Consider the following 19,928-nt stretch of genomic DNA (forward strand, 5'->3'; position numbering starts at 1 on the left):
TCAGTATTTGTATAAAAAAATATTAACTTTTGTTAAAATCTTACCACAAAACCTTGACGAAAAAATTTATCGCACTCACAGAAAATGAAGATAAAGTAGCATTAGAAATCCTTACCAGCATGAAAAGGGCCGATGCAGATTTGATTTTAATTTATTTTGCTAAACACGTAGTTCGACGATTAAGCCTATATTTACATAGCATATTACTTTTGCTACACTTGTATATAGTAACCTCTTGAGGAGTTATTAGACTAATATAATTAAGGTTTATTGCCTGTTAATTACTTCCTCCACCACTGCTTTTTCCTCAATCCCTAATTACTAATTGCCTTAGCTAATTGTTTTGTGGATTACAGTTAATTTCTTGGTGCTAGAGGATAATTTTGATCAAGTTAATAGAGGTTTGATAAAAAAATTAGCAGATAGGGCAATGAAACCACTTATTATAGTTTCGGGTTTAGGGCGTACAGGATACAAAATTTATCAGTTGTTAAAGCAACAGGGTGCTGAAGTTGTGGGTTTGAGCGATCGCACCTTGGTAGTTCAAGAAGATGATAGAATTATTGTGGGAGATTTACGTTCACCACAGGTATTAATAGAAGCGGGAATAAAAGCCGCAACCACGATTGTTTTAGCTAGTAATGATGATGCTTTAAACATAGCTATATTAACTCAAGCAAAGACTTTAAACCCGAAAATTCGCATAGTTAATCGTCTTTATAATCAAACTCTCGGACAAAGATTAGATTATACTGTTACTGATCATTTAACCATGAGTGTTGCCCGTTTAGCCGCTCCCATTTTCGCTTTTTCGGCATTGGGCAGTAAAACTATTGGACATTTACGACTATTTGAGCAAACTTGGTCATTACATGAAGAAATTATCGACACTAATCATCCTTGGTATGGCGTTAGTTTGGCTCACTTATGGGAAAACCTTGAACAAATGTTAATTTATTATCTGCCTAAAAAAGGGGAGATGGACTTAGTAACGGGGGTAAAAACAGGGCAAAAATTACAATTAGGGGATCATTTAATTGTTGCTCATCAAACTAAATTCAAGCGCAAATCTCGTTTTTTATGGAAGCAATGGTTCAAATTTTTTTTCAATTTAAGCACCTATAAGCAATATGTGCGCCCTGTCATCATGGTGACATTAATTTTGATAATTCTCATTGCCCTTGCCAGTATTATTTATTTAATGGTTAATTGGAGTATTTCCCCAGTAGATGCTCTTTATTTTAGTGTGGGAATGATTACAGGAGCTGGAGGAAAGGAGGAAGTAGCTGAATCCGCCCCCGATGGGATTAAAATTTTTACGGCTGTCATGATGATTATTGGGGCTGGAATTGTGGGTATTTTTTATGCTTTAATCAATGATTTTGTTTTAGGTAGTCGTTTTAAACAGTTTTTAGATGCGGCAAGGGTAGCAACGGTTAATCATTATGTTGTTTGTGGTTTGGGTAATGTGGGTATGGAGGTCATTCGGGAATTAAAACAGCAAGGACATGATATAGTAGTAATTGAGTCTGATCATAGTAATCGTTTTTTACACTCGGTGCGATCGCTCGGTATTCCGATTATTCTCGAAGATGCAACCCTAGCAGAAACCTTACAATCTGCCCATATTGAGGGAGCAAATGGTATCATAGTCGTTACTAGCAATGATATGGTAAATGTGGAAATTGCTCTAACAGCAAAAGCCCTAATGCCTAAATTACCCGTAGTTTTACGTATCCAAGATAATCAATTTACTGAATCTGTGCAGGATGTCTTTCAATTTGAAAATGTTTTTTCTCCCAGTGAATTAGCAACTTATTCTTTTGCGGCGGCGGCTCTGGGCGGTAGAATTTTAGGTAATGGTATGACTGATGATTTATTATGGGTTGCGATCGCAACTTTAATTACTCCGAATCATCCCTTTTGTGGAAAAATCGTTGAAAATATAGCACCAGACGGAGATTTTGTTCCCTTATACATTGCCAGAGAAGATAAAAATATTCACGGTTGGAATTTACTCTCCACAGAATTAAAAAATCAAGATGTATTATACTTGACAGTCCCCGCCACAAAATTAAAACAATTATGGCAAAGCAATTCAAATCAAATTCTACAAATGATCTATTAATCTTAGAGAGCTTCAACTAAGTAATGTTAGTCTTTGATTTATTAACGAATCGATCGTTCCATTTACTCTAAATTTTGCAAATAGTCCCATTGTTAAATCCACCATTTCTATTGATTTTGATACTACTTTTGTTTTTCTATGAAAGCGAGCAAACCAATGACGATTATCGGAATTATTTCTTTCTATGGCTATAGTTTCGCTTTTTGTCATCACATGATACGCATCTGGATGTTTAGATAATAACTCTTGGTACGGTTTCCAATCATCAGTACAGTAGACTGTTACATCCCATTTTAGTAATCTAATTAAAAGTTTTTTGAGGGTTTCACTATCACGCTTTCCCAATTCCCAGTCGATAAGTCTGTTAGTATTACGGTCATAAGCTTTCCAGATCCATAACTTGTTTTTTTTGACTCTATAAAATGCCAAAGTTCATCTAGTTCCACAACCACCGCTTCGCAGGGTTCAGGCTTTTCATAATTTTCTAGTGCCAAAGCTCTAATCCAATTTAAAATAGTCTGAGCAGAAACATTGAGAAGCTTTGCGATCGAATTCATAGACATTCCACTGCAATACAGAATTGCTGTTTCTAGTTTCATCCACATAGGTTTACCTCGATCAATCTTATCAGTGGTGAACTGATAGTTACAGTGCTTACATTTAAACCTTTGTTGACCACGAGCAAAACCGTTTTTGATGATTTTAGTATTATGACATCGAGGGCATTGATGAGACATGGTTAATTAATGATGATAGGATCAGTCTATATCATAACATTACTTAATTGATACTCTCTAATCTTATTAGGGTATTAGGATGTTAGGGTTAATGTTAACTCCGAACAACCCAATACTCTAAAACCCGACTTTCTCCTCATCATTAAGAAAAGTAACAAATTTTGACAAGTAGTCTTTTGACAGGAAAAAGCAAATTCTCGAAGATGAAAACAATAGAAAAAAATTCAATCTTACAGTAACGATGAAAAAACTTTTAGGCTTAATTTTGTTATTAATCACAGCAGTTAACTTTTTCTTTGCAACTCCCGCTTTAGCAGGTGATGTAACTAAAGGTGCGGCTATTTTCAGTGCTAATTGTGCATCCTGTCATATGGGGGGTAAAAACGTAGTTAACCCTGCAAAGACTTTACAAAAAGAAGATTTAGAAAAATACGGAATGTATGATATTGAGCAGATAAAAACTCAAGTCATGAATGGAAAAGCGGCGATGCCTTCCTTTTTAAGTCGTTTAAGTAATGAAGACATTGACAATGTGGCTTCTTACGTTTTAGCACAAGCTGATAACGGCTGGAAATAAAACGCTAATCATTAATCCCACCGTTAATCTCTATTGGGAGGTAAAACGGCGGGTATATTATCAAACACTTCCCAATAAATGTGTCTTTTTTAATTTTCTAAGAGTTTATTACTAACCTTTCTTAAAACTCCGTTAATAAACCGATAACCGTCATCATCCGAATATTGTTTCGCAATTTCAACCGCTTCATTGATGGCAATTTTATGATCCTGTTGAAAAAATTTCATTTCTGCCACCGCTAAACGTAGAATATTAGCGTCAATTTGAGTAAGACGATTAACTGTCCAATCAGTCATTAAACCATCAATTAACAAGTCTATTTCCTCTTTGTTATTGCGAATACAACTAATTAAATCAATAGCGTATTGTTTTACCTCTGTTTCCCTTGATACTTGTATAAATTCTGGTATTTCAACAATTGTACCCACACGATTAATTGCTTTTTGAGTAAGTGCGATCGCATCTTTAAGCATAGTACGAGCTGAAGTAACATCGCTAGTACGAGTTTCACTTTTAAAAATCTTGTCATTACTGCGATTCAATTCATCCGCCGCCGTTTCCAGAGTGTTTTCCACCTCAATAGTAAGAGTACGAATTGCCGCTAAAATAAGATCATTTATCTCTAAATCTTCTAACTGATCTGACTTTACCCTAATCTGACTTAAACTTAATAAAGCTAGAACTCTCGCAGTTCTTCTCGGTTGTTGACGACTTGCCATGTATCTTGAAAAGTTAAATAATTAATGTATTTTATTGCCCGTATCTCATTCTCTATCTTTCCCTGTTGATTGTCAATTATTTAAGTTAAGGCAAAAGTTGAAAGGGCAAGGGGCAAAGGTAATAAACAAACAATTAGTAATTAGTAACTTCAGCACTTTAAGAATTAGTTTCTCCCTAAAGCCTCCATTTTCCTCAACCCCAGAATCTCCCCAGGGCTGTTTCAAAGTAGAAATACAAAAACGCTAAAACTATTGCCAGTAAAAGAATATAGGGTTTTAGAGCTTTGAGGATTAAGAAGTAGTTAAAAATGTTGAGATTATCAATTTATAACCATAAACCATTAAAAACTATTGCAAGAGTGCCTATTCCCTACCTGAGTTCGATGAAAAAAGTATCGAAAAATAAAGCGCCCTCGAGTTATCATCGAGCCAATTTTGGAATAAAAAATTATTAAATTTAGGAAAAACTCATTTAAAATCAATTTATTCAGCTTTTTTGTCAATAATTATTACTTTTAACTCCGTTCACGACCGAAGGGAGTGCATGAGAGCAGCGAACTCTCCGAACTCCGAACTCAGGTATTCCCTGCCTTAACCAGAAAATTTTAGAATGAAACAGCCCTGCAGAACCTCCCTCATCAGTTATTTTGCCGACTGAACCAATAACCATGTACCAACCCCTAAACCTAGCAAATTAGGCAACCATGCCGCCATTAAAGGAGTTAAAATTCCCCAAATCCCCATAGACTCACTCACGAAAGAAAGCAAATAGTAAGAAAAAATTAAACCAACACAAATACCAAAACTGGTTGCTTTGTTAGTATTTTGCGGACGTAAACCCAAAGCTGAACCAATTAAACCAAAGACTACACACACAAACGGTAGAGAGATTTTTCCCTGAATTCGCACCATCATTTTACGAATTTCTTTTTCATCTGCTTGTAATTTAACCACCTCAAGATATTCTCTTGCCTGAGTAATGCTCATTTCATCAGGATTGGGGGGGCGTTGAGCTAAATCTAAAGGAGCTCTTGATAAAGCTAGTTGTTGATGTTCAAATCTAACGATATTACGATAAGCACCATCTGGAGAGATAAGATAAATTGTACCATTAAAAAAATCCCAAACATTATCCCCAATATTCCATGTGGCAGTTTTTGCCGTTAAAATTTGGTTCAAACCTTCCCGAGAAAGATCCAAAATAGTTAAATCTTTCATTTCTTCCCCGTTGAATTCTTGGGCGTAAAATAATCTTTCTAAAACTGAGTGTCTGCTTCCATCCTCATACTGCACTGTTTTGTATTCTGGATATAGGATATTTCTATCCTTAAAAGTAGGTCTGACTCTGTTTAAGGCTCTTTGCATAGTTAAAGTCGCTTCTCGGTTAGCAGAGGGTGTCACCACATCGTTAATAAAAAAAGTCATTCCTGTGACACATAAGCTCAGAATTACTGCGGGTATTACCAAACGATAGATATTAACTCCGACACTGCGTAAAGCGATAATCTCACTATCACTGGATAAACGACTATAAGCCATCAGAGTTGCGAGTAATAGAGACATGGGGAAGGCAAGGGCGATAAACCCCGGCATCCTGAGAAAAAGGATTTTGAAAGCAACACTCAATAGTAATCCTGATTCGGTAACTTTACGAATTAACTCAAATAATGTGCCTATGGATAAACCCAAAGAAGTAAATAAACCTATACCGAATAAAAAAGGTAATAATAGCTCAACCGTAACATATCGATCCATCACCGATATTTTTGGTAAGGGTAAGAAAAATTTGGGTTCTTTGTCCATTAGATTTAAGCCTGAAAATTATCTCCTAAATAATATTGTCTAACTAGGGGGTTATTGTAAAGTTCTTCTCCTGTACCAGAGGCTAGAATTTGACCCTCTCTCATGATATACGATCGCCCCGTAATTGCCAAAGTTTCCCGAACATTATGATCTGTAATTAAGATACCCATGCCGTTATCTTTGAGTTTAGCAATCATTTCTTGAATCTCTGATACTGCAATGGGATCAACCCCTGCAAAGGGTTCATCAAGGAGTAAAAATTTCGGTCCTTCTTTGCCCACCGCCAAAGCCCTTGCTAGTTCGGTTCTGCGTCTTTCTCCTCCTGAAACTTGAGAACCTTTGGTATTGACAATTTTTTCTAAGCGAAATTCAGCGATCAATTGTTCTAAACGCATTTGTTGAAAACGGGGAGAATTATTGGTTTGTTCTAAGACTAATTGAATATTCTCTTTTACTGTCAAATTACGAAAAATACTGGCTTGTTGGGTTAAGTAACCAATACCTAGTTTTGCTCTTTTATTTAACTGCAATTTGGTAATATCTTCTTGATCTAGGTACACATTACCCTCGTTCGGTTTGATTAGCCCCGTTGTAATATAAAAAGTTGTTGTTTTTCCTGCACCATTAGGCCCTAGTAACCCGACAATTTCCCCTTGGGAAACTTTAAGATTAACTCGATTAACAATACATCTTTTATTGTAATATTTATGAATGTTTTGTAAAAATAGCTCCATTTTCAATTAGGAATAAAGAATGATAGGTTATGAATGGTTAATTGTTTTCTTCTTCATCTACTAGATAGATAGATTCTACTTGTTGTTGAGTTTCAGGGGTAGCGATAAAGCGTCCTTCGTCAATTAAATAGGTCATGGTTTCTGCTCTCATGGTGTTTCCATCTTGTAAAACATAAACGTTTCCTGTTAACACTAATCGTCTTTCTTTACTAAAATATTGTGCTTGGGCAGAGGTTGCCTGAATGTTTCGGGCGGGATAATTAATATAAACGTTTCCTCTAGCGGTTATGACTCCTGTTTCGGAGTTAGCTTCTTGAATATCTGAACGCACGGTTAAGGGTTGTCTGGGGGCTACATTTTGGGCTTTTACTTGAGCAAATTTTGCCTCTGTGAGGGTATTAAATACCAAAGGCACGGTTAAGGATAATGACAATAAAGCTAAAGAATAGAATTTTTTTAACATAGAAATATATATACAGTTATGGATAAGTATTAGGTTGAAAGTGATAATTCTCTAACTATGAACTCTGAACACTTAATATTTGATTTAATTTTCCACTACGATAACCTTCTAAGTCTAGGGTGACATAGGTGAAGCCAAGATTCTGAAAATCTTTTACTAGGTCTGGGATGTTGACATTGACGACAAAATGGCTAATTTGTTCGGGCAGTAATTCAATTCTAGCGGTGTTTCCATCAGATCTAACTCTGAGGTTACTATAACCTAATTTACGAAGATATATTTCGGCTCTTCCCACTCGATGTAATTTTTCATAGGTGATTTCTTCTCCGTAGGGGAAACGGGATGAGAGGCAGGGCTGAGAGGGTTTTTCCCACCAAGGTAAGCCTAAATGTTTACTTATTTCTCTTACTTCCATTTTGGTGATACCAACTTCTGCTAGAGGCGATCGCACCCCCCTTTCTTTAGCGGCTTGTATTCCGGGGCGATAGTCCTGTAAATCATCGGCATTTACCCCATCAATAATGTAAGGATAACCTCGCTCTTGGGCGATTTGTTTTAACTTGTCGTGCAGTTCACTTTTACAAAAATAGCAACGATTAACAGGATTTGACGTGTAGTTGGGGTTATTCATCTCCTCGGTTTCGATTAGTTCATGGTTAATCCCCATAAATTCTGCTTGTTGTTGGGCTTCGTCTAATTCTTCTGGTAATAATGATGGTGATACGGCTGTAATTGCTAAGGTGCGATCGCTCAGACAATCATAAGCAATTTTCGCAACTAATGTACTATCTATCCCTCCCGAATAGGCAACCAAAGCCTGTCCCATTTCTTGGAAAATCTTTTTTAAATTGGTTAATTTATCTTGAATCATAATCCCCTAATTCTTAATCTATTTCTATTTATTTTTAGCAGGTTTCAGGTTGTGGGTATCAAGGTGTTGGGTATTGGGGTTGAATATATTCAAACCTTACGGGAAATTTATTTTTTATCTTAACTCCTAACTCCTAACTCAAATGATTGCCCATTGCCCTCTCACTCTTCTCAAATCTGTCACCACAACCAAAAAAACTTATTCCAAACTCAGGTCAACTAACATTTTAAACATTAATTAACAAATCGTTACTCTTGTTTTTCTAATTTTAGACAGTCATTAACAAAATATATAATTAGAATAGTAGGCACAGAAAAAATACTGCAAATCTATAATAATGCTCAAATGGAAAAAATATCACCTTCATCTGCACAAAATTCAGAGGAGTGGCAAAAAAAAGAAATACTAAAAAAAGAAATTAAACAAAAAATAAATAATTACATAAACAATTTAGATGATTCTTCTTATAATCAATATTTATATTTACTAATTTTTGAAGATAATCAAGAGCATCATCTTTGTTATTTAGAAAATTCTATTTATGAAATCGGTAGAAGGCACGATGCAGATATAATCCTTCGAGACCTCTCTGTGTCTAGGACTCACGCAACTATTGTTAAAGAATATAATCAAGAAGAAAACCTATTTTTTTATAAAATTATAGATGGTAGTTTATCAGGAAATAAAAGTAAAAATGGTTTAGTTATTAACAATAGAAAATTTGAGAGTAAATATTTAGAACATGGCGACTTAATTATTTTTGGAGATCATGCTAAAGCTAGATTTTTTGTCATCGATAAAAATTCTCAAAATCAAGATTTTTTTAACATAGTCAATTTTGAGAAAGTTAATAATTTAGATGAAGATAGTTATGCAAAAAAAACTTTAAATAATAATAACTATATCATCAAAGATCTTAATTCTCAATCGGAAAATATAAGCGATTATATTGAAAAACTGGGTTCTTTTGCTGAGTTGAGTCCTTATCCCATTATAGAAATTAATTTACAGGGAAAGATTACTTACTATAACCCAGCAACTGGATTTTTATTTCCTGATTTAAAGGATGAAAAAATGAATCATCCTATTCTGATTAACCTCTTAAAAGCTGAACATAAAATTCATGGAAACTTATTCGTAAGAGAGGTTTGTTATCAAGATAAAATTTTTGAGCAATATATTCATTATTTGCCAGAATTAAAAGTAATTAGAATTTATATTTTTGATTTTACTAAAAGAAAACAAATAGAAGCTAAACTTAAAGATAGTGAAGCTAAATACCGTGCCGTTGTTGAGCAAATATCAGAAGGAATTTTCCTTTTTAATGCGGAGAATAACAAAATAATTGAGGCTAATGAGTCTGTAACTAGAATATTAGGTTTTTCTTTAGAAGAATTAATAGGAGAAAATATAGAAACTTTTTTAAATAATAAAAATTTTGATTTTCGTCATAAATTGAGATTATTAAAACAAACTAAGGCTAGTTTTAGAGAAGAATTGAAACTTAAAGCGAAAAATAGAGAATCAGTATATGTAGAATTGAGTATTAGTATTATTAATTATCAAAATCAACTGGTATTTTGTTCTGTTTTTAGAGATATTGGTCAAAGAAAACTTTTAGAGGAACAACTTAAATTTCAGGCTTATCATGATAGTCTAACTGGTTTATATAAAAGAAATTATTTCCGTGAGTATGCGGCAAAAAAAATAAATACTTTTCAAAGAAAAAAATATTATTTAGCAGTAGCTTTTTTTGATGTTGATTATTTTAAAGAAATTAATGATTCTTATGGCCATGATGTAGGTGATTTGTTATTACAAAAGTTTACAGAAAGAGTTAAATACTGTTTGAAAAAAAGAGATTGTCTTGCCCGTTGGGGGGGAGATGAGTTTGTTGCTTTACTTGCGAATATCAAGGAGATTAAAGATTTAATTGTCATTGTTGAAAGAATTTTACAATCTATTCGTCGTCCTTTTATTTTCGATGGAGTAACGATAAATGCTTCTACTAGCATTGGGGTTGCTGTTTATCCTTTGCATGGAGATAGTGTGGATTGTTTGTTGAAAAAAGCTGATGAGGCGTTATACGAGACTAAACGTAATGGCAGAGACAGTTATACTATTGCCGGTTCGATTATGGATTAGTAAAGGGAATGATGAGGGATTGGGAGGGCTAGGGCTTGAATATATTTAACTCTTAGGGTGTTGAAGGAAAGTAGCTATTAACTAATACTTAAATTTTTGAATCCTTTTAAAGAGTAGTTTTTTTGTTCTTTACTTAAGTTTTTTCCTTGAAGTAAAATGCCAAAATTACCTAATCCTTCTGGGTTAATTAAGCTATGAAGTTGATTTCTACGCTCAATTATTTCTCCAATGGGTATTTTACCACTAGATAAGTCAGAGATGCGATCGCCTAATCCTAAATTCATTAAAAATAATGCTTGAGGAGTATAAGCAATATTGGATAACCCGTATCTTTCTCCGTAAATTTCTAGGGCTGTGAAATTGATGTGACTGGTAATATCTTGATAACCAATATTCACATAGGGATTGTTATGATGACGATGTTGATAATAACATTTTAAAGTTCCCTGAAATCGTTGAGGATGATAGTATTTATTCCCTTGATAGCCATAATCGATAGTTAAAATATAACCTTTCTTTAGTTTTTTCATCACGGTTTCTAGCCAATTTAGAGCTTGGATATTAACTTCTGTTCTATATTTTTCTGGGTAAATATCTTGACTAAAATTAATGTTTAATGTTTCAAAAAAATCTTCTATTTCTACAGTTGATAAATTTCCTAAAACTTCTGTTAAATTGCCCTCACTATTTGTCAGATAAACTTCTTGTAAAATGCCTTGATTAAATTCAACTAAATGCACGGGAAAAGCATCAATTAATTCATTACTAAAAATACATCCTTGTAGAGAATTGTTTTCTATATTTTCCCATTGACACCATTTGCTAATTAAAGATTTATCGAAATTCTCTTTAATAATTTGTTTCTGTTTGTCTGCTAATATTTTAGATTTTTCGATGATTATATATTCTATGCTTTGAAAAAAATTAGGATAATGAGTTTTTAAATAGTTTAAAACGTTGATTGTTAAATTCCCTTCCCCCGCTCCTACTTCCACTAAATGAAAAGGGTTTGGCTTATCCATAACACGCCAAAATTCCTCTAACTGAATAGCTAATAATTCGCCAAAATCAGAGGATAAAGACGCAGAAGTATAAAAATCGCCACTCTTACCAATCAGGATATTTTCCGAATTATAATAACCATATTCAGGATCATATAAACACAAGTTCATATAATCAGCAAAAGTAATTTTTTTCTGGTTTGAAGAGTCAATTAATTCAGTAATTTTTTTCTGTAAAAGATTCGATTTATTATTCGTCATCAATCAATTTAGATTATATTGTTGAGTTAATATTCTATAGCAGTTTTTGTTATGATGAGGTACAAAATTTATTGGTATCAGGAAATAGAGAATAATGCACTAAACAATGGTAAATGGGATGAAAAACAGTATCTTATATTTTTAATAAACGCTGTATGATTATTTTACTTACAATTAACAGTAATTAATTGAGATTATTGTCAAAAGAAGGACGCTCATTACTCCAAGCCCACCAAACTTGTTCACATTCACACAAATAAAATTCTTGCCATTTTCGTTGATAATCCTCCATAGTAACAGGAGCATATCGATTAAGCCATACTTTTTTTGCCTCTCTTGAAGAAGCCTCACAACGGGGGCAACAAAAATTAAACGCATGAGTGGCGGTTTTTGTCCAGTCTGGGGCATTACGAGTAAAGGCTTCCATAATTAATAGTCAAAAATTGATAGTTAATAATTCACTGTTGAAAGTTAAACTAAATGATTATTCCTAAATTAAGCTAGTTAGCTATTTCATATTAGTATAGAATCAGTTTTATGACATCTCAACAAAAATTATCAGAAAAACTTTATTTAACGACAAAATTAGCTTTTGGGGCTGGAGATATGGGGCCTGCTTTAACTGCTAATATTTTGGTCTTTTTTTTACTTCCTTTTTTAACCAATGTTGCGGGGTTAAATCCTACTTTAGCAGGTAGTGTTTTATTTGTGGGAAAGGTTAGTGATGCTATAAATGATCCTATCATAGGTATGATGAGCGATCGCACTTCAACAAAATGGGGTAGAAGAATACCATGGATTATTTTTTCAGCAATACCCTTTGGTTTAATTTTTTTTCTACAGTGGATAGTACCTCATTTTAGCGATAATTCTAGTTTGAATAATACCCTTTTATTTATTTATTATTTAATCATTGGTATTGTTTTTAATATTTTTTATACGGCGGTAAATTTACCTTATCAAGCTCTCACTCCAGAGTTAACTCAAGATTATAATGAAAGAACAAGTTTAAATAGTTTTCGTTTCAGTTTTTCTATTGGTGCAAGTATTTTTTCTCTCATTTTAGCAGGAATAGTTTTTCAAATTTTTCAGGGAAGTGACCAACAAAAATATATAATTTTAGGATTAATTTGTAGCATCTTTGCGATTATTCCTTTATTTTGGTGTCCTTTAATTATTAGAGAGAGAGGTTATCAACCTTTATTAAATTCTAATCAGAAAAAAATAGGTGGTTATTTATTATTAAGTATTTCTACAATTTTAGTCATTTATGGTATTTTAAATATCTTGGCAAAAAATAGTGAAGCAACCTTTTTTGGCTTAATTGCTCTCGCTTTAAGTCTTTTATTAGGTACGATAGCATGGAGTTTAATTACTGCTAAAACAGAATCTCATTTAGAATCAAAAATTATTACTCAAATTCAGGATGGCAATGAAAATCATAATTTAACATTCAAACAACAGCTAATAATAGTTTTTCAAAATAAGGCTTTTTTATTTGTTGTTGGCATCTATTTATGCTCATGGTTAGCTGTACAATTAACTGCTTCTATTCTCTTATTTTTTGTGGTAAATTGGATGGGACTTTCAGAGGCTTCTTTTCCAAAAGTTGCGATCGCAGTTCAAGGAACAGCTTTAATAATGTTATTTATTTGGCAAAAAATTAGTGAAAAATTAGATAAAAAAATCGTTTATTTTCTCGGTTCAACTATTTGGATAATTGCTCAAATTGGTTTATTTATGGTACAACCCGGACAAACTTTTTTACTTTATTTCCTAGCAATATTAGCAGGGGTTGGAGTATCTGTAGCTTACTTAATACCTTGGTCAATGATACCCGATGTTATCGATTTAGATGAACTAAAAACAGGAGAAAGAAGAGAAGGTATTTTTTATGGCTTTATGGTATTGTTGCAAAAATTCGGTTTAGCCTTTGGACTATTTTTAGTGGGCATAGCGTTAGATACATCAGGATTTGTGAAAACTGTGGCAGGAGAAGCACCCCCCATTCAACCCGAAAGTGCTTTATGGGCAATTCGCTTTGTTGTCGCCCCCTTACCTGCCATAATTTTGTTTTTGGGTATTATCTTGGCTTATTTTTATCCTATTACCAGAGAATATCACGCTAAAATACGTTTAGAATTAGACCAAAGAAAACAAGGTTGAGTCTAAATACATTTAGTCCTATTTTTTTGTTAATAATTAAGTTGTGAAAACTGACAAAAAAGCGATAATTGATTTAATCAGATAAAAGATTTTTCCATCAAGTTTATGTAAGTTCTGTTGATTTGTGGCAAAATGATATTAGTGACCACTTAACAAAAGTTAACAATGAAAGATCTCGATCGAGAAAACAACAACTTAAATAATTGTTCAGAAAATCAAGATCAAAAACAAGAGGAGAAAATTTTGTGTCCTCACTGTAAACGTACAGCAACTAATGGGATTAAATGTAAAGGGATTTGTGTTGCGGATAGTGATTATTAAACTTTTTGGTAATTAAATAAGATGAATGATATCTGATTCTAACTTTAATATCTAATTCTTATTTTTGGGACAAATGATCATTATCATTAATTTCTCTTTCCATAATCTCTCTTTCCATTTTTTCAAAGTCAGATAATGGTAAAGTTGGTTGAAAATTAGGTAGTATAGAACGAGATTGTTTTTGTTCTGTTTTATCAATTTCTGTCGGAAGTTGACTAAGTTGAGATTCCAAACTTTTAACTTTATCGATGTATAAATTTTATTGTAAAGAAGCCTCTTTTAATAAATCAAATCGGTTATTTTCTAGTGATAAATTTACTCTTTTTGACCACATCAATAGCTTAGATTTGTCTTCCTCTAATTCTTCCGATACTTGTTTTTTTCTACGGTTTAATATAATTATTGATTGTGCAAAATTATTCATTTTATTATAACTCCTAATTTTTTATTTTTCAAATATGTTGATTTACATAATCGAGAATTAAGATATTTGCATCAATTTAACTTGAGAAGAATCTAAAATTGAATCCCGAATAAAATTACTAGCTTTAATAATTTCCAAGCCAATAATTTCACCATTGTGATTTAATTCTAATGTGATATTAGGACTAATTTCGACACTTTGAAACTCATCTTCTTCCGATATAGTTAAGTGTAAAATATCTTCTTTTTCAAAATAAACCATTTTTGTTTTATTCATAGTTATTCGATAATAAATCTACCTGTTTTTAAACGAAATTTAATTTGCTGACGACTGGTTGCATGAATTGTTATAGGTTGTATATTATCATTATAATCATCATAAGGAATTATGACTAAAGTTTGTTCATGTTTCCCTACTACAATTAACCGATTTGTTTCTATGTCATAGTATCTTTCTGTTGAAAATCTTAAAATTTCTTCTATTTTATCTAAATTAAATCCCCTTAATTTAGCTCTATATTTAATATAATCTGACCAAATTATATTTTTCATAGTAAATGTTGACAATTCTTGTTAAACAAGGTTTATAGAGCTTAAATATTATTCAATTATTCAATCATTCAACCCATCAAAGATTTAGCCTTAATATGTATGCCCTAAAGGGCGAACTACAAACTATTCAAAAATGTCTAATTGATTCATTATTTCCTCTGTATTTTCCTGTTTGGAAGGGGTTAATTTTTTGATATTTTTCCTCAAGCCGATCGCAATTTTACTGTGTTTTTCAATTTGACTCATTACCTGTTTTGCCCTTTTTATCACAACTGGGGGTAAACCTGCTAGTCGCCCTGCCTCGATACCATAGGATTTATCTGCTCCTCCTGCCTTGACTTCGTGTAGAAAAATAATCTCATTTTCTAGCTCTTTTACTGTTACTTGATAATTAGCTACATTATCCAAAATAGATGCTAATTCATTCAATTCATGGTAGTGGGTAGCAAAAATCGTACGGCTCTGGATTTCAATAGCTAAATATTCCGCTACTGCCCAAGCAATAGACAAACCATCAAATGTCGCTGTGCCTCTCCCAATTTCATCCAATAAAACTAAAGATTTTTCTGTAGCGTGATTCAGAATATTTGCGGTTTCATTCATCTCCACCATAAAGGTTGATTGCCCTGTCGCTATGTCATCCACCGCACCCACACGGGTAAAGATGCGATCGCAGATCGATAATTTTGCACTTTCAGCAGGGATAAAACTACCAATTTGAGCCATTAATTGAATTAAACCTACTTGACGCAAATAACAACTTTTGCCACTGGCGTTAGGTCCTGTTAAAATAATTAAATCAGGTGCTTTTTCTGTTCCTAAAAGAGTCGAATTAGGCACAAACATCCCAAAACCTAATAATTTTTCGACTACGGGATGACGACCATTTTTAATTTTAATAATTCTATCTTCGGTAATCTCAGGGCGGTTATAATCTTGATATACAGCTAATTCAGCTAATCCGCTCAAAACATCCATAGCTGCGATCGCCCTTGCAATTTTTCTAATTTCTTCAGTTTTTTCTGCTACTAAAGAGCGTAAATTAACAAAGATTTCATATTCAAATTTTGCTAAATCATCCTTAGCATTTAAAATGCGATTTTCCTTTTCTTTTAACTCAGCAGTAATGTATCTTTCTTCATTTAATAAAGTTTGTTTTCGCTGATAATTTTCAGGGGCTAAATTAGCTTTGGAACGAGGCATACTGATATAATAGCCGAAGGTTTTATTATACCCTACTTTTAAATTACTAATGCCCGTACGTTCCCTTTCTGTCACCTCCAGATTCGCTAACCACTCCTTATCGCCGTCAATGAGTTTACGCATCTCGTCTAACTGCGGATTCACTCCATCCCGAATAATTCCCCCTTCCTTAACGTGTTGGGGTGGAAACTCAACAATAGAATCAATTACCTTTTTGCCCAATTCTTCCAATTCTGAAGGCACATCCTGTAACGCCTGAAAATAAGGGGATTTTCCTTCTTTCGCCAACTCCGCTAATTCCCTCAATTTTAATAAAGAATCCGCTAAATTGAGCAATTCCTTCGGATTTGCCGTACCTGCACTCACTCGCCCCGTTATCCTCTCTAAATCGTAAATACTCTTCAGAATTTCCCTAATAGCTTCCCTCAAAGGCAAATTATCCATCAATTCTGCGATCGAATCTTGTCTGGCAATAATTCCTCTTTTATTGAGTAAAGGTTGCAATAACCAACGTCTTAACGCTCTACCTCCCATCGCCGTACAAGTTCTATCCAAAGCCCAAAGCAGAGACCCGTGAAAGGTGTTATCTCGCACTGTGCTAGTGATTTCGAGGTTTCGTCTAGTGGTGCTGTCTAAGACTAAATAATCACTGATATTATAACTGCGAATAAGTTGTAACGGTACTTGATTGGCTTTTTGGGTATCCTGTACATATTCCAATAATCCTCCCGCCGCACGAATAGCTAAAGGTAAATGCTCACAACCCACACCCTCTAAGGATTTGAGGTTAAATTCCACCAATAATCTGGGCTTGGCTTCGTGAATATCAAAGGCTTTGTGCGATCGCAACGAGTAACAGAAACAATCGGGGAGAAAGTTAGGAAGATGATCAGATTTTTGCCCCGGACGGAGTAAACTATTAATATCAGGAGCATTGACGGGAAAAAGTATCTCTGCTGGTTGTAAACGCAGTAATTCAGTGGATAAAGAGCTTAAATCCTTGCTTTGAGTCGTAAAAAATTCCCCTGTGGAGATGTCTGCATAAGCTAACCCCCAATGTTCCTTTACAACTACAACCGCCGCTAAGAAGTTGTTTTGTTTAGAGGGTAACATCTCATCTTCGGTTATTGTACCGGGGGTTAATAACTTAGTTATGGCACGTTTTACCAACCGTTTTTCTGCCGTTGCCGTTGCCGCATCTTCCACTTGATCACAGATTACCACCGCATAGCCCTTTTCTACCAACTGTCTTGCGTATCTGTCTAAAGCGTGGTGAGGCACACCCGTCATGGCGATTCTACCTACATTTTTTCCTGCATCCTTACTGGTGATGACTAATTCCAATTCTTGGGCGATGGTGACTGCATCCTGAAAAAAGCACTCGAAAAAGTCTCCGACTCTGTACAATAATAAAGCATTAGGATACTGTTCTTTTACCTCCACATAATGCTGATACATAGGAGTTAATTCTTGGGGATTGATGGGGCGATAATCTTCGTGGGGGGCGTTTCTGGTGGCTTTAGTGGAAGCGGATTCAGTCATTATTCAATCACATTTTTAGATACTGCTTTATCCTATTATTAATGAAATTCGGTGAGCTAATCAATATTCACACTTAAAAATTTTTTAAAACAAGCTATATTGAACTATTTTTTCCTTTTTAAAACACTCATTATATTCTTTTTCTTTTCCTAAATGAAGTGCGATCGCTTTTAAATTAATTCTATTTAATAGACTGGCAGTAATGAATCTTTTATTATCTTCGAAAACTAGAGATTTAAGAAAATTTTGTGTTATCTCTGAGGAGAGTAAACTTAAGACAAAATCAGCTTGATATTCATAGTCAAAAGATAACATATAACAGGTATCATCTAAAACTATGGGCTTATTATTAAAACAACCAACTTTAGTAAAGTGTAAATTTTTATAAAGACCTGAAATTGCTATTTTAAAGGGTTTAAAAGTATATTCTCCCACTCCAAAAATGGCAAATTGAGGAGCAGATTTATAAATAGAACTTTTACGAGAGTCCAATAAATAAGCGTATTTTTGTAAATAAATCCATGTTTTAGGTGCTAAAATTGAGATATTTGCAGTGTTATCTCCTATTTTTTTTTGGGTAACTAATAGATATTTTCTTGGTAAAATCAAGGTATTTTTAGCTATATCTGAACTTTTATACATGGGATAAATATAGGTATTTTCCAGATTAACTAAATCATCAAAACCATTTTTTAAATTACCTTCTCTTAACTCAAATTCCATAACCTTATTACAATCATGTTTAATACCTGATCGCCACTTAAATTCACAGCCTTGATCTATATCAATCAATTTTTTATACATAGTAATATTAGCAATTAATTTTTGATTAATAAAGCCAATGTTATGATTAGGTATGGTTTCATTTAAGGAATTATATACAGGACATAAAAGATTTTTGATATGACAACTATTACCTTGAGCAAAAAATAGACAAGCTGATACATTAACTTGAAAATATTTCCAAGCATCAATTTTATGGATAGAAACTTCTGAAATAGCTAATTCATTTTTACAAATATAAGCATATAGTTTTCTTGCCACCGATGTTTTAATCAAAAAAGCCATTGCTGACTTACCACCAGAAATGAAAATTAATATTTTTATCAGCATCGATTCTGATATATCAAAATTACTTTTACCTGTAATAGCATCTAAACCTTGATAATGATAAAAATTACTTTTATCGGGAGTATTTTTACTATTTAATTTGGCTAATTCTGTATTTGTTACCCAGGGAGGATTACCAATAAAAAGACTTGGTTTTTGTAATTGGCAATTGAGTAAATCCCAGTTTAAAGAAAAAAAATCTTGTCTGTCAATTTTGACTTGACTATATTTAGATGTATCTTGTTTTAAAAATTTTATATAATCCTTATTAATATCCCAACCAATTATTTTTTTATAATTCTTATTAGTAGATAAGATAGCTTTAACAAAATTACCTAACCCACAGTTAGGCTCAATAATTACCTCAAAATTCAACGACTTTTTATCAATAAAATTAACTACTTGTTTTGCTAAAGGTAAAGGTGTTTGAAAATCCCCAAAAGCAATAGTAGATTTTGTTTTTTTCATTTTTTACTTAATTCTCAAAATACATGAAATTTCATCTGCTTTGTCTATCACTCGACTATATTGTAATCGCCATTGCAAAGCATTAGAAATTGTTAGATAACCTATATTAAAAGATTTTTCGAGTAATTCTTCCGCAATTAGATTAGCTTCAATATCATCAACAGGCAACATTCTTTCTTGAAAAAAAGCAAGTAAATCATCTTTATTTCCATCATTTTCAATTATTTTTTTAATTCCTGATGTGGTTTGATAATCAGCAGTTCTTGACTGATCAACATAGATAGTGTGTATAATATTTAATTGACCAGTTTTATTAAGATTATTATCTTTTTTTTGATAGATAAAAATTAGCAAAGAATATCCTAAACCAAATATTTTTTGTCTAGCGGATTTAAAAGGACATGATGATTGAGGTTGCTTAATACTGGTAACTTTTATATCAACCATTAATTCGGGAAAATCAATTCCTTTTGCTGAATTTCCTTTTTCAAATTCATATTTTTCTGCCAAATAAGATTGAAATTTTTGTTCAAGATATGTGCCAATAGCTTTTCCATCGGTAACTCCAAATAAGGATGATTCTTGATGGTTTGATTCTATTTGAGAAAATTCTTTTGCTTCCTCACAAAGTAATTTATTGGTTAACGAAATTCCCATAAATAATTAATAAAATAAACTATATTACTTCTTGTCGTGTAAATTAT

At 33.0% G+C, this 19,928-nt stretch carries 20 protein-coding genes; 5 read left to right on the forward strand and 15 right to left on the reverse strand.

Annotated features, from left to right (window positions below):
- Window positions 1–430 precede the first annotated feature (430 nt).
- Window positions 431–2,128: a potassium channel family protein gene (locus Dongsha4_RS06255; protein ID WP_330204848.1), complete on the forward strand. Its 1,698-nt coding sequence runs from the start codon at window positions 431–433 to the stop codon at window positions 2,126–2,128.
- 12 nt (window positions 2,129–2,140) lie between these two features.
- Here Dongsha4_RS06255 and Dongsha4_RS06260 read toward each other — a convergent pair.
- Window positions 2,141–2,865 (reverse strand): IS1 family transposase gene (locus Dongsha4_RS06260; RefSeq protein WP_330202302.1). Its coding sequence is split into 2 segments (ribosomal slippage): window positions 2,141–2,541 and window positions 2,541–2,865, totalling 726 coding nucleotides; the frame shifts between segments, so codons are not numbered across the junction.
- A 241-nt stretch (window positions 2,866–3,106) separates the two neighbouring features.
- Between Dongsha4_RS06260 and petJ the strand changes: the two genes are divergently transcribed.
- A complete protein-coding gene (gene petJ / locus Dongsha4_RS06265) occupies window positions 3,107–3,442 on the forward strand; it encodes a cytochrome c6 PetJ (protein WP_330204849.1) in 336 nt (111 codons plus the stop codon).
- 89 nt (window positions 3,443–3,531) lie between these two features.
- Here petJ and nusB read toward each other — a convergent pair whose 3' ends face one another.
- The 5 genes from nusB to larE all read right to left on the reverse strand — a co-directional run bounded on the left by nusB (window position 3,532) and on the right by larE (window position 8,032).
- On the reverse strand, window positions 3,532–4,161 hold the full coding sequence (gene nusB / locus Dongsha4_RS06270) for a transcription antitermination factor NusB (protein ID WP_330204850.1): 630 nt from the start codon (window positions 4,159–4,161) through the stop codon (window positions 3,532–3,534).
- A 642-nt stretch (window positions 4,162–4,803) separates the two neighbouring features.
- Window positions 4,804–5,964: an LptF/LptG family permease gene (locus tag Dongsha4_RS06275; RefSeq protein WP_324283107.1), complete on the reverse strand. Its 1,161-nt coding sequence runs from the start codon at window positions 5,962–5,964 to the stop codon at window positions 4,804–4,806.
- Between the two features lie 5 nt (window positions 5,965–5,969).
- Window positions 5,970–6,698, reverse strand: a complete 729-nt coding sequence (lptB, locus tag Dongsha4_RS06280; RefSeq protein WP_324283108.1) for an LPS export ABC transporter ATP-binding protein — start codon at window positions 6,696–6,698, stop codon at window positions 5,970–5,972.
- A gap of 37 nt (window positions 6,699–6,735) precedes the next feature.
- Window positions 6,736–7,161 (reverse strand): LptA/OstA family protein, encoded by a 426-nt coding sequence (locus Dongsha4_RS06285; RefSeq protein WP_324283109.1) that lies wholly within the window; start codon window positions 7,159–7,161, stop codon window positions 6,736–6,738.
- Between the two features lie 55 nt (window positions 7,162–7,216).
- Window positions 7,217–8,032 (reverse strand): ATP-dependent sacrificial sulfur transferase LarE, encoded by an 816-nt coding sequence (larE, locus tag Dongsha4_RS06290; protein WP_330204851.1) that lies wholly within the window; start codon window positions 8,030–8,032, stop codon window positions 7,217–7,219.
- Window positions 8,033–8,377: 345 nt separating this feature from the next.
- On the opposite strand from larE, the gene Dongsha4_RS06295 reads away from it, so the two are divergent.
- Entirely contained in the window at window positions 8,378–10,177 is a 1,800-nt protein-coding gene (locus tag Dongsha4_RS06295; RefSeq protein ID WP_330204852.1) for a diguanylate cyclase domain-containing protein, read from the forward strand.
- Window positions 10,178–10,254: 77 nt separating this feature from the next.
- Here Dongsha4_RS06295 and Dongsha4_RS06300 read toward each other — a convergent pair whose 3' ends face one another.
- On the reverse strand, window positions 10,255–11,439 hold the full coding sequence (locus tag Dongsha4_RS06300; protein ID WP_330204853.1) for a class I SAM-dependent methyltransferase: 1,185 nt from the start codon (window positions 11,437–11,439) through the stop codon (window positions 10,255–10,257).
- A gap of 184 nt (window positions 11,440–11,623) precedes the next feature.
- Window positions 11,624–11,866: a hypothetical protein gene (locus tag Dongsha4_RS06305; protein ID WP_330204854.1), complete on the reverse strand. Its 243-nt coding sequence runs from the start codon at window positions 11,864–11,866 to the stop codon at window positions 11,624–11,626.
- Window positions 11,867–11,976: 110 nt separating this feature from the next.
- On the opposite strand from Dongsha4_RS06305, the gene Dongsha4_RS06310 reads away from it, so the two are divergent.
- Window positions 11,977–13,605, forward strand: coding sequence for an MFS transporter (locus Dongsha4_RS06310; protein ID WP_330204855.1), 1,629 nt, complete (start codon window positions 11,977–11,979; stop codon window positions 13,603–13,605).
- Between the two features lie 165 nt (window positions 13,606–13,770).
- The gene (locus Dongsha4_RS06315) at window positions 13,771–13,926 is read left to right on the forward strand and encodes a hypothetical protein (RefSeq protein ID WP_330204856.1); all 156 of its coding nucleotides are present in this window, start codon (window positions 13,771–13,773) and stop codon (window positions 13,924–13,926) included.
- Window positions 13,927–13,984: 58 nt separating this feature from the next.
- Here Dongsha4_RS06315 and Dongsha4_RS06320 read toward each other — a convergent pair whose 3' ends face one another.
- From Dongsha4_RS06320 to Dongsha4_RS06350, 7 genes are all read right to left on the reverse strand, one after another.
- A complete protein-coding gene (locus Dongsha4_RS06320) occupies window positions 13,985–14,158 on the reverse strand; it encodes a hypothetical protein (protein WP_330204857.1) in 174 nt (57 codons plus the stop codon).
- A gap of 27 nt (window positions 14,159–14,185) precedes the next feature.
- The gene (locus Dongsha4_RS06325; RefSeq protein WP_330204858.1) at window positions 14,186–14,350 is read right to left on the reverse strand and encodes a hypothetical protein; all 165 of its coding nucleotides are present in this window, start codon (window positions 14,348–14,350) and stop codon (window positions 14,186–14,188) included.
- Between the two features lie 57 nt (window positions 14,351–14,407).
- Window positions 14,408–14,626: a DUF2283 domain-containing protein gene (locus Dongsha4_RS06330; RefSeq protein ID WP_330204859.1), complete on the reverse strand. Its 219-nt coding sequence runs from the start codon at window positions 14,624–14,626 to the stop codon at window positions 14,408–14,410.
- A gap of 2 nt (window positions 14,627–14,628) precedes the next feature.
- Window positions 14,629–14,916, reverse strand: a complete 288-nt coding sequence (locus tag Dongsha4_RS06335; RefSeq protein ID WP_330204860.1) for a hypothetical protein — start codon at window positions 14,914–14,916, stop codon at window positions 14,629–14,631.
- A gap of 108 nt (window positions 14,917–15,024) precedes the next feature.
- Window positions 15,025–17,646, reverse strand: coding sequence for a DNA mismatch repair protein MutS (mutS, locus tag Dongsha4_RS06340; RefSeq protein WP_330204861.1), 2,622 nt, complete (start codon window positions 17,644–17,646; stop codon window positions 15,025–15,027).
- An 84-nt stretch (window positions 17,647–17,730) separates the two neighbouring features.
- A complete protein-coding gene (locus Dongsha4_RS06345) occupies window positions 17,731–19,224 on the reverse strand; it encodes an SAM-dependent methyltransferase (RefSeq protein ID WP_330204862.1) in 1,494 nt (497 codons plus the stop codon).
- Between the two features lie 3 nt (window positions 19,225–19,227).
- Window positions 19,228–19,881, reverse strand: coding sequence for a restriction endonuclease (locus tag Dongsha4_RS06350; RefSeq protein WP_330204863.1), 654 nt, complete (start codon window positions 19,879–19,881; stop codon window positions 19,228–19,230).
- Between the last annotated feature and the right edge of the window lie 47 nt (window positions 19,882–19,928).

Source organism: Cyanobacterium sp. Dongsha4 (genome assembly GCF_036345015.1).
In the GTDB taxonomy this organism is placed as follows: domain Bacteria; phylum Cyanobacteriota; class Cyanobacteriia; order Cyanobacteriales; family Cyanobacteriaceae; genus PCC-10605.